This window comes from Povalibacter uvarum (assembly GCF_014202975.1).
GTDB lineage: Bacteria > Pseudomonadota > Gammaproteobacteria > Steroidobacterales > Steroidobacteraceae > Steroidobacter > Steroidobacter uvarum.
In genome coordinates, this window is record NZ_JACHHZ010000003.1 from 331,232 (window position 1) to 347,367 (window position 16,136).

General features: G+C 62.5%; 11 protein-coding genes. 8 read left to right on the forward strand and 3 right to left on the reverse strand.

Translation table 11 applies throughout. The features are described 5' to 3' along the window. Window positions 1-163: 163 nt before the first annotated feature. On the reverse strand, window positions 164-3,460 hold the full coding sequence (locus tag HNQ60_RS12865) for a LamG-like jellyroll fold domain-containing protein (RefSeq protein WP_184332376.1): 3,297 nt from the start codon (window positions 3,458-3,460) through the stop codon (window positions 164-166). A gap of 261 nt (window positions 3,461-3,721) precedes the next feature. Here HNQ60_RS12865 and HNQ60_RS12870 point away from each other — a divergent pair, with 261 nt between their 5' ends. After that, window positions 3,722-4,210 (forward strand): pyridoxamine 5'-phosphate oxidase family protein, encoded by a 489-nt coding sequence (locus tag HNQ60_RS12870; RefSeq protein WP_184332379.1) that lies wholly within the window; start codon window positions 3,722-3,724, stop codon window positions 4,208-4,210. Between the two features lie 108 nt (window positions 4,211-4,318). Here the strand turns inward: HNQ60_RS12870 and HNQ60_RS12875 are convergent, their stop codons facing one another. Continuing rightward, a complete protein-coding gene (locus HNQ60_RS12875) occupies window positions 4,319-5,308 on the reverse strand; it encodes an N-acetylmuramidase domain-containing protein (RefSeq protein ID WP_221304178.1) in 990 nt (329 codons plus the stop codon). A 160-nt stretch (window positions 5,309-5,468) separates the two neighbouring features. On the opposite strand from HNQ60_RS12875, the gene HNQ60_RS12880 reads away from it, so the two are divergent. The 3 genes from HNQ60_RS12880 to HNQ60_RS12890 all read left to right on the forward strand — a co-directional run bounded on the left by HNQ60_RS12880 (window position 5,469) and on the right by HNQ60_RS12890 (window position 8,006). Then, the gene (locus HNQ60_RS12880) at window positions 5,469-5,684 is read left to right on the forward strand and encodes a hypothetical protein (protein WP_184332381.1); all 216 of its coding nucleotides are present in this window, start codon (window positions 5,469-5,471) and stop codon (window positions 5,682-5,684) included. A 49-nt stretch (window positions 5,685-5,733) separates the two neighbouring features. Further along, a complete protein-coding gene (locus tag HNQ60_RS12885; protein WP_184332383.1) occupies window positions 5,734-6,603 on the forward strand; it encodes a 2-dehydropantoate 2-reductase in 870 nt (289 codons plus the stop codon). Between the two features lie 131 nt (window positions 6,604-6,734). Further along, window positions 6,735-8,006 carry a putative porin gene (locus HNQ60_RS12890; protein ID WP_184332385.1) on the forward strand — a complete coding sequence of 424 codons (1,272 nt, stop codon included), beginning with the start codon at window positions 6,735-6,737 and terminating at the stop codon, window positions 8,004-8,006. Here the strand turns inward: HNQ60_RS12890 and HNQ60_RS12895 are convergent. After that, window positions 7,954-9,240, reverse strand: coding sequence for a DUF418 domain-containing protein (locus tag HNQ60_RS12895; RefSeq protein ID WP_184332387.1), 1,287 nt, complete (start codon window positions 9,238-9,240; stop codon window positions 7,954-7,956). The genes HNQ60_RS12890 and HNQ60_RS12895 overlap by 53 nt on opposite strands. 229 nt (window positions 9,241-9,469) lie before the next feature. On the opposite strand from HNQ60_RS12895, the gene HNQ60_RS12900 reads away from it, so the two are divergent. The 4 genes from HNQ60_RS12900 to HNQ60_RS12915 all read left to right on the forward strand — a co-directional run bounded on the left by HNQ60_RS12900 (window position 9,470) and on the right by HNQ60_RS12915 (window position 16,133). Continuing rightward, a complete protein-coding gene (locus HNQ60_RS12900; protein ID WP_184332390.1) occupies window positions 9,470-10,360 on the forward strand; it encodes a formylglycine-generating enzyme family protein in 891 nt (296 codons plus the stop codon). A gap of 105 nt (window positions 10,361-10,465) precedes the next feature. Next, window positions 10,466-13,702 (forward strand): amidohydrolase family protein, encoded by a 3,237-nt coding sequence (locus tag HNQ60_RS12905; RefSeq protein ID WP_184332392.1) that lies wholly within the window; start codon window positions 10,466-10,468, stop codon window positions 13,700-13,702. A 2-nt stretch (window positions 13,703-13,704) separates the two neighbouring features. Further along, entirely contained in the window at window positions 13,705-14,964 is a 1,260-nt protein-coding gene (locus HNQ60_RS12910; protein ID WP_184332393.1) for an SUMF1/EgtB/PvdO family nonheme iron enzyme, read from the forward strand. After that, window positions 14,961-16,133: an alpha/beta hydrolase gene (locus tag HNQ60_RS12915; RefSeq protein WP_184332395.1), complete on the forward strand. Its 1,173-nt coding sequence runs from the start codon at window positions 14,961-14,963 to the stop codon at window positions 16,131-16,133. Before HNQ60_RS12910 ends, HNQ60_RS12915 begins: the two co-directional genes overlap by 4 nt. The last annotated feature ends 3 nt before the right edge of the window (window positions 16,134-16,136 follow it).

Sequence of the window (16,136 nt, forward strand, 5' to 3'; positions counted from 1 at the left end):
CTGACCAAGGCGGTCGTTCGTGTGTAATGCGAGGTGACCGGGTAACGCTGTTGTTACCGCAAGGGAGCGCCTGACGTGGTCGCGACCACGCGGCGTATGAAGGAATCGGGAAGATTGCGCAAGGATCGCCCCGCCTCACGATGAGGCGGGGCGATCGAATCGATCACAGGCGGGTACCGGCTCCTTCCGCGTACAGAGTCTGCACATTCTCGTCGACCAGCACTTCGTTGAAGAGCTTCAGCTCATCGACGAGCCCGTTGTATGGCGTATCCCAGTAGTTCACGCCCAGGGCGAACTGCGTCGATGCGGCGGGCGTGAACACATCCGGGAAGCCCGTCATGGTGTTCGCGAGCTGACCGTTGAGATAGAGGCTCAACGTGCCGTTGTTCACGACCATCACGAGATGCGACCACAGGCCGACGGGGATGGCGGAGTTGAACGTGCCATCGAACCATGCAGTGCCCGACCACAGCATCGTGTTCTGCGCGCTGCCCGGGCCACGCGGAACGACGCTGATCCAGCTCGACCCGTTCGCCCAGCCGAAGAACGCCGTTGTGAACTGCGAGGCCACCGTCGGATTCAGCCACAGCGAAATCGAATAGCTGTGATCACGCAGGATGTTGTCGGGCAGTCTCACGCCGGAAGTACCATCCAGCACGAGCGCTCGTCCTGCGACGCCGTTCGTGAAGGATGCGTTGCCTCCCGGCTGATCGATGCGAGGACCAACGGCGACGCCCGCGCCGAACGAGCCCGCTGATGCATCGAGGCTGTCCTCGAATCCGTAGGCGGCGACGGGAGCGGGCGGGGCGAGCGATTTCACCGTGACGTCGAACTCCCGGACGATTTGCTGGCCACCCAGCGTGATCGTTGCCGTGAGAATTACCTGCGCATCCGGCGCATCGCGACCTGGGCGAGTCACCTTGCCGTTCGTGGCGATCACTGACGGATCCGACGACGTCCAGCTCACTGCGGATGCGTAAGGACCAGTGCGCGGCAACTGAAGGTCGCTGCGCACTGCCGTAACATCACCCGGATTCAGCAGCGATGCGGCGGAAGCGAGCAGATCCGCGGTCGGCAGCTGATCGATGTCGAGCGCGCGGATTTCCTCGCCGACGAGGCTTGCTTCGTACACCTTCAGTTCGTCGATCAGTCCGTTGAAGGGGAGATCCCAGTAGTTGACGCCGAGGGCGAACCGACCGGTGCTCTTCGTGAAGAAGTCGCCGATGTTGCCAGCGGAGAATCGTGGCACGCCGTTCAGATAGACAGTCACGACACCGCGTTTCACCGAGAACGCCATATGGGTCCAGGTGTTCGCGGCGATCCTCTGGCCGGCGCTACCGTCGAACCAGGCTTCGCTGCCGCTCCAGAGCATCGTATTGCCATCCCAGCTCTGCGGGAGGAAGCTGAGCCAGCGGGTCGAGAAGGGCGCGCCCGCAGGATCGACCTGCTCATTCACCGCACCGAAGAATGCCGTCGTGAACGCGGTGACGGCACGCGGATTGGCCCAGAACGAGACCGTGTACTCGTAGTTGGAGATGAGTCCATCGGGCAGTCGAACGCCCGATGCGCCGTTGAGATCCACGGCCTGGCCTTCCCGGCCGGCAGCGAAGCCCACAGCTCCCGCGTTCCAGATGCGATTGCCGGTCGCGGTCGCAGTGGGGAAGTTGCCGAGCGATTCGACGAGGGAGTTCTCGAAGCTGAACTGCGCGACGCGATTGAACGGCAGACGCTGCGGCACGGTGACCTGGAACGTCCGGCGGCTCGTGACGCCGTTGAGTCGCACGATCGCAGTCAATGTCACGACGCGATCGCCTTCGCCCACGTTGGGCCGTGTGACGCTGCCGTCGATGCCGAGGATGGAGGGATCGCTCGACTGCCAGGTGATCGTTGCACCGCGGGTGCCGATGGCTGGCAATGTGAGCGCCTCATCCTTGGCTGCATCCGGGAGCGCGATGCTGTCCGCGACGTCTTTCAGGACCTGTCGGGTCGTCCGGGTTTCGAGTCGGCTGCCCCAGATCGAGACGCCCTTGCTCGAGAGCGCGGTGAAGACCGGCACCAGCTTGCCCGCCGCTTCGTTCCACTGGAAGGCGAGTCGGCCTTCGAAAGGCTCGGCGATGCCGTCGAGCTGAATCGTGATGCGACTCGGATCGAGCAGGTAACGCTGGTACGTTCCTTTCACTGCGCCGCTGATCGTGTAGTCGGCGTTCAGCGATATGTAGACCGACTGCTTCGCCGTGCGATTGATGTCCTTGCCGAGATTGATGAACTTGTAGTCGCCCGGCAGATCCGTCGCGTCGACGACGTTCTTGCCCTTGATCGGCACGTAGCGATGCGGCGAGGCGACCAGCCAGCCGTCAGCGTTCACGAACATTTCGTGTACGCGGATCGAATGTCCTTCGCCGCGATTCGGAAAGCGTGTGTGCGTGATCAGCAGATGCCGGCCGTTCGCTGTATCGTAGTAAGCCGAGTTGTGGCCCGGCGCTAGGTAGCCACGCGACGTTTCGGGATCGCCTTGCGCGGAGTTGAAGTTGAAGCCGCCCATGAGCTTGACGCCGTAGGGCGCGATCGCATCCCAGTCGCCGCGCGCATTGACGAGATCGCGACCTTCCGCGTCGAGGTACGGACCGTCGGGATTCTTCGATCGCGCGATGCGCACGTTGTAGCCGTCGGTGGAGACGAAGCCGCCGAACGACATGAACATGTAGTAGTAGTCGCTGACCGGGCTGTACAGGATGTAGCTGCCTTCGATCGCGCTGTGATTGCCGCCCGCGAGGTGCTTGCCGTAACCCTGCGCGGGCAGTGGCTTGCCGGTCGTCTCATCCAGTTGCAGGATGAAGATGCCGCCGGAATACGAGCCGTACGTCATCCACAACTTGCCCTTCTTGTCGTAGAAGGTGTCGGGATCGATCGTGTTCGGATGAATGCGCGCGTCGTAGCTCGTGATGCCTTCAGGCCCGTAGCCCGCCGCGATCTCGGCGGCATTCATGCCCGAGCGCAGGAAGATTCCCTGGTCCGTGTAGGGACCTGCGATGTTGTCCGCGATGGCAACGCCCAGATAGGCACGCGGCCCGGTGCATTCGCCGTTCGGTGGAATGCCGCAGAAGCTGTAGTAGAAGCGGTACTTGCCGTCCTTCAGCTTGATGACATCAGCGGCCCACGAACCGGGCGCGCCAGTCCAGGTATTGCCGTCGGTCGGGATCGTGCTCCACAGCGGATTGGCTGCATCGACGCCGTTCGCGACGTACTGCCAGTTCATCAGATCCGTGGATCGTGCGGCCGCGAGATGCGAGCCGAACACGTAGTAGCTGCCGTCATCGGCGCGAACCACCGAAGGATCGTGAACGGCGAGATCGTTGAAGGTGATGCTGTTGGCGTCGACGGTCGGATCGGGTGCGTCCAGCAGGCATCCCGATGCCGTCAATACACCGCCCAGCATGAGAGCGGCCTTGAGCAGTTTCATTTCTTCTTCCCCCAGAAAATTAAGGACGCAGGGACCCGCCCCGCGATTGCTCGCGAGTTGAAAATGTGTGCGTGTTTTCCCCCTATGACGGCCAGACTTTATAACTCAGACAAATGAATGGCAATGGCTGCTGGCTAAAAAATCGCCATTCGCGGCTTATGTCCGGACGGCGGGGGAACCTGACGCCAGCAGCTTCGTTCGATAAGGGATGGACTCCCGCCTGCGCGGGAGTGATGAGCGCTGATTCACCAGGAGACCGCGATGTCCAACGAAGCCGAGATGGAAGAGAAATTCTGGAAAGCGCTGCGATCCGACATGACCATGATGCTGGGACTCGTCGGCGTGGAAGAAGGTCACAGTCAGCCGATGACGGCGCAGGTCGACAAAGATGCGGGCCCGATCTGGTTCTTCACGTCGAAGGATGTGGATCTCGTGAAGGCGATGGGCCGTGCGCACCGGGCCACGGCGACATTCACGTCGAAGGGCCACGACATCTTCGCATCGCTCGAAGGAACGCTGGTCGTCGACAACGATCGCGCGACGATCGACCGGCTATGGAATCGTTTCATCGCCGCGTGGTTCGAGGGCGGCAAGGATGATCCGAAGCTGCAGCTACTGCGCTTCGAGACGAGCCACGCTCAGCTGTGGCTGAACGAGAGCAGCGTGTTCGCCGGTATCAAACTGCTGATGGGTTCGGATCCGAAGAAGGATTACAAGGACAAGGTCGCCGAAGTGAACCTGCGGCAGTGAGTCCAGGAGTTTCACACGGAGTTCACGGAGTACACGGAGATCGATGCATGGAAGAATAAACTCTGCTTCTCCGTGCTCTCCGTGAACTCCGTGTGAAATCCGGGGCTTTCACGCCGCCGCAGCAATCGCATCAAACTCGCGGAACCACGTCGCAAGCGACTCGTGATAGTGATGCTTCTCGTAGCCCGGACCGTTGTAGTAACGCGCGACGGTCCGGAAGTCGGCTTCCTTCGGCTTGCTGCGGCTGACGACATCCGCAACGGCGCTGCTGCCGGCCAGGAAGCGGGCGATCTGCGCTACCTGTTCGGCGATCGGACTCAGATACATCCGTCGAGCTGAAGGTGCCCGTACTCGCTTGAAGTTGTCGCCGAGGATCTGGCCGACACCCATGCTCATCGAGCGGAAGCGCAGGTCCACGAAGTCTCCCTTGCGATCGCCGTTCGAGAGCCGCGTCAGCAGGTGCTGTTCGAAGCGCGGGCGGACGATGCCGCCGGTTTCCTGCTTGATGATGGCCAGCGGCCAGTTGCGCACGATGCGAATCCCTTCGGCTTCGACTCCGGCGATCCCCTGATCGACGAATGCACCATAGCGTGTCTCGATGGCCTTGCAGCTCAACAATCCTCCCCGGTGCAATGCGTTCAGATGAAAGATCGCTTCTTCGAAGTCGCCGCACATGACTTCGTTCCGCTCGATCATGGCGAGTGCTTCGTCGAGCATGCGCTCGAGCGTCGGGGGAGTGAGCTTTGCGTTTGGAATCCCGACGATATTCTGGCTCGCGGTCTGCCAGGTGCACGCATAGCACAGCGGGTCGCGGGTGATGGATCGCGTCAGTCCATGCTCGAACTGAAACTGGGCGACAGCGCGGTTGGTGCCGCGCCCGAAATTGCCGTCGATCGAGAATGCGCCGGTGCTGGACGTCGAATAGCCGAGGAAGATCAGCAATCGCTGTGCCGCCTTGATGGAAGCCTCGCCGGCGGATTGGCGCGTGAGCGTCAGGTCGCCGCGCTGAAACCGCTCGAGATCGGATTGCCATAGTGCTTCATCCTGCTCTGGCAGACGCAGGACGCGTTGTACGCGGGGATCGTCAATGGCAGTCACGGCGCATTCTCCTGCGGCGGGCGGCAGTTCCTCTGCGTGCGAAGAATACTGCGTCGGCGTCGGCGATCGTCGCGGCCAAAAGGGCAGGGGAACCGTTCGGGTGCGAGCGCATTAACCCATCATCCAAGCCATCATCGTGGCGCACTGAGAGGTCATTGCCGTGGCACGCACCGAAGAAGGCCGGGACGATCCGTCGGCGGGCAAGTCCGGCGCATCGCCGTCGGCACCGGGAACGGGAGTCAAGAGTCACACCGTGGACGCCGATCCGGATACCCGGATTCCTGCCGAAGAGTTGCCGCAGGCGAGCCCGGTGCCCGACGTGGTGAAGACGCTGAAGGAAGACCGGTCGAAGGAGAAGGACGGGAATCGTCACTGATCGCGGGAGAGCCGCACGATCGGAGCAGCGTGCTTGTTATCATGCTGCGATGACGCACATCGCTCTCGTCGGTCCCGGCGCCATCGGCGGCACCATTGCGACCTGGCTTTCGCAGGATTCATCGCACACCGTTTCTGTTGCAGCGCGTACGGCTTTCGACGGCCTCGAAGTGGCTACTCCTCAGGGAGTGATCCGCGCATCGCCGCGAGTCTTCACGAGATCCGAAGAGGCGCAGATCGCGCAGTGGGTGCTGGTCGCGACGAAAGCCTATGACAGCGCAGCAGCCGCGAAGTGGTTCGGCGCACTGTGCGATGACCGTACGCACATTGCGGTACTGCAGAACGGCGTCGAACACATCGAACGCTTCGAACCGTACTTTCCGCGGGAGCGCATCCTGCCCGTGATGATCGATTGCCCCGCGGAGCGCAGCGGTCCGGGCCGGATTCGTCAGCGCGGGGCGATTCATATGGTCGTTCCCGAAAGCGCTGCCGGCGCGGATTTCGTCGATCTGTTCCGCAATCTCCCGCTCGATGTTTCGCAGTCACCGGATTTCAGGACGGCAGCCTGGCGCAAGCTCTGTCTCAACAGTGCGGGTGCTGTTTCTGCTGTCACGCTGAAGCCGGCGGGAATCGTGCGCCACCAAGGCGTTGCCGCGCTGATGCGGGACATCATTCGCGAATGCATCGCGGTTGCATGCGCCGAGGGTGCCCGGCTCGATGACTCGGTGGCCGACACCATCATCGACAACATGCGCAAGGGTCCCGCCGATTCGATCAACTCCATTCACGCGGATCGCCTGGCGGGCAGGCCGATGGAGGTCGATGCGCGCAACGGAGTGATCGTGCGTCTCGGCCGCAAGCACGGCATCTCGACGCCAATGAACTCGCTGATGGTCTCGCTGCTGGAGTCCGTTCAGTAGAACCTGACGAATTTGTCAGGAACGACGTCACCAGCGGGGATGCAAGACGCAACTGTGCAAAGCATCCTGCGGGCATAGCATGTCTCTCGTTCGCGGCGCGTGTGCGCTGCGCTGGCGACGAGAGGTGGAGCATGTCGAGAGTCAGATGGCCTGGAATAGTGGCGGGTGTGCTGGCCGCATCGCCGGTCGTTGCCCAACAGGACGCGGCTTCCGAAGCACTGCTGGAACAGATCGACGCGCTGCGGGCCGAGCAGGCCCAGATCGCTCAGATGCAGCAGCGGGTCGACGAGCGACTCCGGGCGCTGGAGGAGCAATTGCGAACGACGGTTGCAGGCCCGGCACCCGCGTCGAGAGCGCCTCTCGTCATTTCCCCTGACATTGTGTCCGAGTCGTCGAAGCTGGTCGTTGCCGGCGACTTGCGCCTGCGATCGCAAGGCGACTATGCCGAAGGCGCTCGCGATCGATTCAGTGCTCAAGCTCGTGGGCGTATCGGCGCGACCTACAGCGTGAGCGACACGATCACGCTCGGCGCAAGACTGGTCACCGGCGATCCGGACGATCCGAACAGCACCGACGTCCAGCTCTCGAATTTCGATGACGATCTGCAGGTCAGCCTCGATCAGGCCTATGTGCAGGTGAACCTGGGCGATCTCAGGCTCTTCGGCGGCAAGATCCCGCAGCCGTTTACACGCACCGAACTCGTCTGGGACGGCGACGTGAACCCGCAAGGTGTGAGCGCTGTATATCGGCATCGCCTCGATGGTGGAGCCAGCCTGCGCGCCAATGGACTCTTCTTCATCGTCGACGAAGACGCGATCGGTGCGGACAGCACAATGGTCGGCGCCCAGATCGGCTATGACTCGCCGGCGATGGGACCGTTTCGATTCGACGTTTCCGCGGCCTACTACGACTACACGCTCGGCAGCGTCGTCGGCGGGGATGCTGGGGACTTTCGCACTAACCTGCGCAACGCGGACGGAAGCTATGTGTCGGACTTCGATCTCGGTGATGTGATCGTCGGCGCGACGTGGAGCGGAGCGGGGGATCGCTGGCCGATCCGGTTGACGGCCGACTACGTCCACAACTTCGGCGCGGAAACGTCGCAGGACACCGGCTACGGAATGGATCTGGCCTTCGGCCGTGCCAGCAAACAGCACGACTGGAGATTGACGTATGGATACTTCCTGGCCGAGACCGATGCCGTGCTCGCCGCGTTCTCGAACGACAACCTGGCGCTGGCGACGAACTACGAGCTGCACGCGCTGACGCTCGACTACGTTCCACTGCCCAAGACGCTGATCAGCGCGATCTGGTACCACTATCGCCCGCACGAGACCGTGAGCCCGGCGTTCACGGATGACTGGATCGAGCGGGTGCGTCTGGCGTTCCTGGTGAGTTTTTGAGCACCTTCACGAACGGCTGCGGCTTCCCTCTCGAGAGCGATCGCCACAGCCACTCGAGAGGACCGTACTCGAATTTCTCCAGCCACGGTTTCGACCACAACAGTATGAGTGCCCACACCGGCAGAACGATGAGGTAGCTCTGCCACCGTTCGAGATGACCGTAGAGTCCAAGGCCATAGCCGTTGAAGATCAGCGTGCAGACGATGCTCGTGCCGAGATAGTTGGTGAACGCGGCACGGCCCGCCGCGGTAAGGCGTTCGGCAAGCCAGCGCGCATGGTGGGATTGCATGAACAACACTACGACCGACGCATGCGCGAGCGTCAGCCACGGGCGCAGCAATGTCAGGTGAATCGCTTCCGTCAGGTGCAGCGTGATCGGCGAAAACCGATCGGCGTCGTTCATGAGGATCAACGGAATGTGCAGGGGCACGCAGATCACGAATCCCCACACTGCGATGCGCCGATAGGTCCTGGGTGACCACTCACCCGAGAAGAATCCGAGACGGAACAGCGCCATGCCGAAGAAGATGAGCGCCAGCGTATCGGGCATCGCCAGCGGATGCGCAGCAGTGAGGATGTACATCGTGAGCGGAATGCGCGCCTCTAGCGCATCCGCGTAACTGCCCCGATAGCCTGCGAGCTGGCTCTCCACGGACGGTAGCTCGATCTGCGCTTGAAGCTGCTCCCACTGCTCCCGGGCCTCGACGGTCGCGTCAGGCGATCTGCCTTCCTGGCGAATCTGTTCCATGGCGTCGTATGTGAAGATCGCCGCGACGAGTTTCAGGACGAGCAGCGCAACACCGACCCACACGAGTGTCTTCGTACGCCAGCGCCACGCGAAGTACGCGATCATTCCGGCGACGCTGTAGAGCACCAGGATGTCGCCGTACCAGATGAGCCACACGTGGATCATTCCGAAGACGAGCAGCCAGAACATGCGGGAGTAGTGCACGCGGGCGGGACTTTCGCCGGATTCGAAGGCGCGCTGCAGGATGAGCGCCATGCTGGCGCCGAACATCATCGTGAACAGGCCGCGCATCTTGCCGTCGAACAGCGCGTAGCTGATCGCCCAGGTCAGGAAATTCGCGCCCTCGGAGCCCCCGTAGTAGTAGGGGTTGTAGTAGGCATAACCCGGCATCGCCATGTCGACGATGTTCATGATGAGAATGCCCATGACGGCCGCGCCGCGGATGGCATCCAGGGTGTCGATTCGGGCGGAAGCGGACTGAGTCATTGCACGCCTCGTGGAACCTGTTGTTGTCGAGCCATCGTAATGGTGCGAGGGTGCTGAAGACGGAGCGTTATTCGGCGGCGCCGGTGCCCCGGGATCACCGTGCGACGGCGTCAGTTGCGGTGATCGAGGCTCACCGCGCTCCACCCGCTTGGCACCTTCGGCGACGGGCAATTCCGTCGATACTCGAATTCGCGCGACGCCGGTGGTGTCGCTCCAGGAGGAACCTTCCATGCGCCCACCGCTTCTGGCTCCCATCGCATTGCTCTCCCTGGCCATGGGCAGCGCCGTCGCCTGGGCCGATCAGCCGGCTTCGGGTACCGCGTTCCAGGACTGCAAACAATGTCCACGGATGAAGGTGATCGCAGCTGCCGCATTCGACATGGGCTCGGGCTCTGGCGATCCGCTGGCGAGCGTCGATGAACGGCCGCAGCACCGCGTAACGCTGGCACGAGCTTTCGCTATCGGCGTTCATGAAGTGACGCGCGAGGAGTTTGCGGCTTTTGTCTCGGCGACGCGCTACGACGCGGGCAATAGCTGCGGCGCGTTGGCCGGAGATCCGCAGAAATGGAAAGTCGAAACGGGCCGGACCTGGCGCAACCCGGGCTACTCGCAGACGGACCGCGATCCCGTGGTCTGCGTGAGCTGGAAGGACGCGCAAGCGTACGCTCGCTGGCTGTCCGAGAAGACCGGGCACGAGTATCGGCTACCGAGCGAAGCGGAATGGGAGTATGTGGCGCGGACTGGCCTCGCGAACGGGAGGATCGATCACGAGGGCGCGAACTATGGTGCCGAGGGTGATTCTTTCGCGCCGTTCACATCAGGCAAGGATCGCTGGCTGGAAACGGCACCCGCAGGCAGTTTCCCCGCGGACGCACTCGGGCTGCACGACATTCTCGGCAACGTGTGGGAATGGATCGAGGACTGCTATCGCGACACCTACGCAGGGGCACCGGCTGACGGAACGGCACGGGCCGATTGCTCGGCGAAGGATGTCCGTTCCGTGCGAGGCGGCGGCTGGGGCGATGCCGCTGTGTTGCTGAGGCCCGCCTATCGTCTGCGCAGCCCGCCCGAAGCTCGTTACTTCTCACTGGGCTTCCGCGTGGCACGGGATGCGGGATAGCGGCGCTGCCGGTGCTCGCAGATCACCGTCAAATCCGTAGAACGCTCCTTCTCAATGCGGAACCCGTCGGTGAATATCGACGCATCGATCCGGTCGGAGCCGCGGATGCACAAACGTTCGAGACGGGCTGTGGGGATTCTGGGGGCGATTCTGGTGGGGCAGGCGGCGCTCGCTGATTCCCCTCCTCATCGCGATGTCACGCTGCAGCTGAGCGAAGGCACCTGGATGAGCCTCGACGTCAGCCCCGACGGGCAGACGATCGCCTTCGATCTGCTGAACGACATCTACGTCATGCCGGCGAGCGGCGGCGAGGCGCGTGCGATTCACGCAGGGCCGGCAACGCAACGCAGCCCGCAGTTCAGTCCCGATGGTTCGCGCCTTCTCTATCTGAGCGATGAAACCGGTGCGGACAACGTCTGGACGTCCGCTCTCAACGGTTCCGACCCGAAGCAGGTCAGCAAGGAGACCCTTGCAATGGTCACCGGGCCGGCCTGGTCGCCGGAAGGCGATTCGATCATTGCAACGCGAACCAACGCGAGCGTGTTCGAGATGCGCACGTCCGCGATTCATCGTTTTTCGATGGCTGGCGGCACCGATGAGCTCATCGTCGAGTCGCCGAAGAACGGCAAGGATCTGCAGGAAGCGCGTCCCTCTCCGGATGGTCGATACCTTTATTACACGGAGCGTCGCGGCGGCGATCACTACGTCTACGTCAATACGGGGCTGGGCAACTTCGTCATCCGGCGCCGCGATCTGAAGACGGGCAACACGATCGATCTCATCAGCGGCTTCGGGAGTGCGACGACGCCGCAGGTTTCCTCGGACGGCAGGTTCATCGCGTTCATTCGCCGCGTGCAGGCGAAGACGGTGCTGTTCCGCTATGACGTCGAGACGCGAACGCAGCATCCGATCTACGAGGATCTCGATCGGGACCTGCAGGCCGACTACATCCCCCAGGAGCACTACTACCCGGCGTTCGACTGGTTTCCGGACAACCGTCATGTCGCGATCTGGGGCAAGGGCAAGCTGCTGAAGATCGATATGCAATCGGCGCAGGCGCAGCAGATTCCGTTCCAGGCCACTGCGCAGCATCGGATTCACACCGCGCCGCACGTGCGCCAGGAAGCAGCGCCGCCCCATGTCGATGTGAAGATCATCCGGCAACTCGTGTTCTCACCGCGCAACGACGAAGTCGTCTTCCGCGCACTCGGAAAGCTGTGGCGCCAGGATGCAGCAGGTCGGCGCGCGCCCAAGCGACTCACCAACTCAGTTCACGCGGAGAGCGACGCAGCCTGGTCGCCGGATGGTCGCTCGATCGCGTACGTCGAGTGGAATGACGAGCAGGGTTCGACGCTCTATCTGCGTGCGGCGAGCGGTAGTCGCAACACGGTGCTCGCCCGCAGCCGCGGTGTGATTCTGCAGCCGGTGTTCTCGCGTGACGGTCGGACGGTCGCGTATCGCATCATGGCCGGGGAATCATCGATGGGCGGCAACGCCGATCAGGCGGGTGTCTATCTCGTGGATATCGATGGCCGCAATGGTCGATTCCTCACCGCGGCGTCCGGCATTGCGCAATTCACGCCCGACGACAAGCGCGTCTACTTCTTCGGGGCGCCGGACTACTACGGCGGCAAAGCCGTGAAGTTGCAGAGCATTCCCGTCGAGGGCGGTGAGATCCGCGATCACGCCTACGGCGAAACCGCCGATACCGGCGACTTCACGCTCAGTCCCGATTTCCAGTGGATCGCGTTCAAGGAATTCAACCAGCTCCATGTCATGCCGTATCGCGAGGCAGCGGAGGCGAAGAAAATCACCGCGGTTGGCGAAAAGTCGGCCCGAAAGCTGACGCAGATCAGCGGATTCGAGCCTGCCTGGAGCGCGGATTCGTCGCGACTCACGTGGGTGCTCGGCAACGAGATCTTCTCGACGACGCCTCGTGATGCCGGTCTCGTCAAGACTGCGCTTCGCAGCGTAAAACTGCGTACACCGACGGACGTGCCGGAAGGCGCCGTCGCCTTTGTGAATGCACGCGTGATCACGATCAAGGATGACGGTGTGATCGAGAACGGCGTGGTCGTCGTCGAGCGCAATCGCATCAAGGCGGTGGGTCCGAAAGGGGATGTCGTCGTTCCCGCGGGCGCGAAGGTGATCGATCTCGCCGGCAAGACACTCATGCCGGGCCTGTTCGATGCTCACGGTCACATCGATTGCTGCTGGGGCGGTGCGATGCCCATCAAGCATCCGGCGCGTTACGCGGCGATGGCATACGGCGTGACGACGAATTTCGATCCGTACTCCTCCGAGCTCACCAACTACGAAAGCGCCGAGATGACGCTCGCGGGTGCGATGGTCGGCCCGCGCTGGCTCGGAACCGGTCATGTGATCTACGGCCGTTCGGGAAAGCCGGATCGCATGTTCGATCCCATCGGCAGTCTCGAGGACGCGCGCAACATCGTTCGACGCAAGCGCGCGCTGGGTGGCGCGATCCTCAAGAGCTACAAATTGACGACGCGCCTGCAGAAGCAGCAGCTGCTCCAGGCAGCTTCGGAGCAGGGGCTGATGGTCGACCTGGAAGGTGCCGGCCACTTCTACGACAACGTCAGCTCGATTCTCGACGGCTACACCAATCTCGAGCACAACCTGCCGGTCGCGACCTACTACGACGATCTGCTGCAGATGTTCCGGAACTCGGCGATGTCGAATACGCCGACGCTCATCGTCACGTTCGGCGAGCTGTTCGGCGAGAACTACATCTACCAGCACCAGGAGCCGTGGAAGGAATCCAAGGTGCGATCCTTCATTCCGGGCGTGAACAATGCCTACAACCCGATTCTCGGTGACGGCGATGCGCCGCTGCATGTGCGGGCGATGGAATCCATTCACTACGCCGATGAGCTCTACGACGTGGGCTTCCGCTCCGTCGGCCGATCGGTGAAGCGGCTCGATGACGCGGGAGTGACGATCAACGTCGGCTCGCACGGCCAGGTCTCCGGCATCGCGATGCATTGGGAAATGCAGTTGCTGGCGGAAGGCGGCATGGCTCCGATGCGCATCCTGCGCGCCGCAACGCTCAATGGTGCAAAGACCTGGGGCTTCGATCAGGAGCTCGGCTCCATCGAGCCCGGCAAGCTCGCCGACCTGATCGTGCTCGACCGCGATCCGCTCGCCGATATCCGCAATACCAACAGCGTGCGCTACACGATGGTCAACGGCCGCCTGTACGACGCCGAAACGATGAACGAGATCGGCAACTACGACCGGCCGCGCTCGAAATTCTGGTGGGAAATGACCGACCGCCATGGCATCGACTGGAATCCAGCCTGGGCGGATGGGGGACATTGAACGTGCAGAGCAAGAAGAAACTACAGACGATGATCGTTGCCGCCGGCGTGCTGGCTGCAGGTCCGGCTTTCGCCGCCGAGAAAGAGCCGGTCATGGTCACGGTGCCGGCCGGCACTTATCAGATGGGCAGGATGATCAACTACGGCTACGGGGACATGGATGGTCCGACGCACACGGTCACATTGACTTCGTTCGAGCTGGCGGCGAAGGAAGTGACACTCGGTGAGTACCGCGCTTTCATCCGCGCATCCGGATACGTGCCGGAACGCAAGTGCAACGTGTACAAGGCGGACGCCAAGTGGTTCATCGATCCGAAGCGCAGCTGGGATGATCCCGGCTTCAAGCAAGCGGATGAGCACCCGGTCGTGTGCGTCAGCTGGCGTGACACCCAGGCTTACATCAACTGGCTCAACGGCAAGACGGGGAAGCGGTATCGATTGCCTACCGAAGCCGAGTGGGAATACGTCGCGACGATTGCCGATCTGGGCGACTCGCGCAATGGCGGTGCGGTCACGCATGAGATTGCGAACATCGGCAAGGTCGAATGCTGCGGCGGCGAGACGGGTGGCAAGGATGTGTGGATGCACACCGCGCCAGTCGGCAGCTTCCCGGTCGACCGCTTCGGTCTGCACGACATTCGCGGCAATGTCTGGGAATGGCAGTCTGATTGCTATGAAGATAACTATCGCGATGCTGCCATCGACGGGAGCAATCGCGCGAAGTGCTCGAGTGATGGCTACCACGTAGTACGTGGCGCTTCGTACGGCGACGGCGGCGAATATCTGTCGGAGCGTTTGCGTCTTCGCGGTACGGAGGATCAGGGCTATTTCACGGTGGGTTTCCGCCTTGCGCAGTCGGTGAACGCTGCGCCGGCTTCGGGACCGACTCCCGCTTCGATCGCATTGCCAGTGACGCAGATGCTCGAGGCAACCCGCCAGCGGAACGTGGAGGGCATCGACAAGACGCTGTCGCGCTCGATCGATCCGGAGATCCTGTATTACTGGGGCGAAACGGTCACGGGTCGCCCCGCGATCTCGCAGTGGCATCGCGAATGGTTCGCCGAGGCCGGCTGGAGTCTCGAGCCCGAGAAGATCCTGCACGTCTTCAATGACGATCGACTCGCGCTCGTGAACTACACCATCGAATACATCAAGAGCGCGGACCGGAAGTTCAGGATCTTCATCGGCTGCACGCTGGTGCGCGAGGATGACGGCTGGAAAGTCGCTCGCATTCAGCAGACCCTGCTCGAAGGTCCGAAATGAGATTGGGGGCACTGGCACTCATGACGCTCAGCGCTGCAGGAATCACGAACGCCGACGTGGCGGACACGTTCAAGCCGACCGCCGAGGAGCAGGAACGCCTGACGGTGATGTCGCGGCCACCACAATGGATCATCGAGAACCTGCAGGGACCGCGTGAGTCGATCGACGGCCAACTGCTCGATCCGAAACTGCAGTACTACCTGGAGGCGCGTCGTCGCCGTACGCCCGAGATGGTGAAGCGCGGGCTCGAGTTGTTCGACAGTCCTGAGGGCCGCATCACGGCCCGCAATGCGCTCGCACGTGAATGGGCGCTGTTCTCGAAGCCGACCGCGCCGATGCGCAAGGTCGAGAATCGCGAGATTCCGGGACCGCGCGGTCCGATCCCGCTCCGGATCTATACGCCGAACACGACCGACAACAACCCGCTGCCGATTCTCATCTACTTCCACGGCGGCGGCTGGATGTACAGCGGGATCGAAGCGGTCGATCGCTGCGTGCGATTGATCGCGAATGAAGCTCAGGTCATCGTCGTCAACGTAGAGTACGGGCTCGCGCCCGAGAACCCCTGGCCCGCGGGCAACGATGATGGGGAGGCTGCGTTCCTCTGGGTTCGCAAGCATGCGGTGGAAATCGGTGGAAGCCCCGACATGATCGGCGTCGGCGGCGACAGCGCGGGCGGCAACATCTCGGTCACGATCTCGCATCGGCAGATCGAGGCGGGGCGGCCGACGCCGCTGATGCAACTTCTCTACTACACGGCAACCAGCTTCTCGCCGAACTATGAATCAGCGAAGCTGTTCGCGAATGGCTATGGGCTCGATTCGAATTTCAGGGACTTCATGCTGCCTCGCGTTTATCCGGGCGAGGGCACGGCTGAGCGCGCGACGAAGGAGCTCCGCGACGCGAAACTGGAGAAGATGCCTGCAACGATCGTGGTAACCGCCGGCTTCGATATGCTGCGTGACCCGGGCCGCGGCTTCGCGCGGCGACTGGAACAGAAAGGTGTCGCGGTGACGTACCTGAACTATCCGACGTTGATCCACGGCTTCCTGCAATGGTCCGGCGTCGTCGAAGATGCCGATCGGGCCGCAGTCGATACGGCCCGGCTGTTCGGCAGCGCGATCCGCAGCCGCCTGCCCATGGTTCAGCGTCCGATGGTCAACGACTGATCG

Bases quoted from the DNA above. Each gene is read 5' to 3' on its own strand.
- HNQ60_RS12865 (WP_184332376.1), bottom strand. From the start codon at position 3,460: ATGAAACTGCTCAAGGCCGCTCTCATGCTGGGCGGTGTATTGACGGCA.
- HNQ60_RS12870 (WP_184332379.1), top strand. From the start codon at position 3,722: ATGTCCAACGAAGCCGAGATGGAAGAGAAATTCTGGAAAGCGCTGCGA.
- HNQ60_RS12885 (WP_184332383.1), top strand. From the start codon at position 5,734: ATGACGCACATCGCTCTCGTCGGTCCCGGCGCCATCGGCGGCACCATT.
- HNQ60_RS12890 (WP_184332385.1), top strand. From the start codon at position 6,735: ATGTCGAGAGTCAGATGGCCTGGAATAGTGGCGGGTGTGCTGGCCGCA.
- HNQ60_RS12895 (WP_184332387.1), bottom strand. From the start codon at position 9,240: ATGACTCAGTCCGCTTCCGCCCGAATCGACACCCTGGATGCCATCCGC.
- HNQ60_RS12900 (WP_184332390.1), top strand. From the start codon at position 9,470: ATGCGCCCACCGCTTCTGGCTCCCATCGCATTGCTCTCCCTGGCCATG.
- HNQ60_RS12905 (WP_184332392.1), top strand. From the start codon at position 10,466: ATGCACAAACGTTCGAGACGGGCTGTGGGGATTCTGGGGGCGATTCTG.
- HNQ60_RS12915 (WP_184332395.1), top strand. From the start codon at position 14,961: ATGAGATTGGGGGCACTGGCACTCATGACGCTCAGCGCTGCAGGAATC.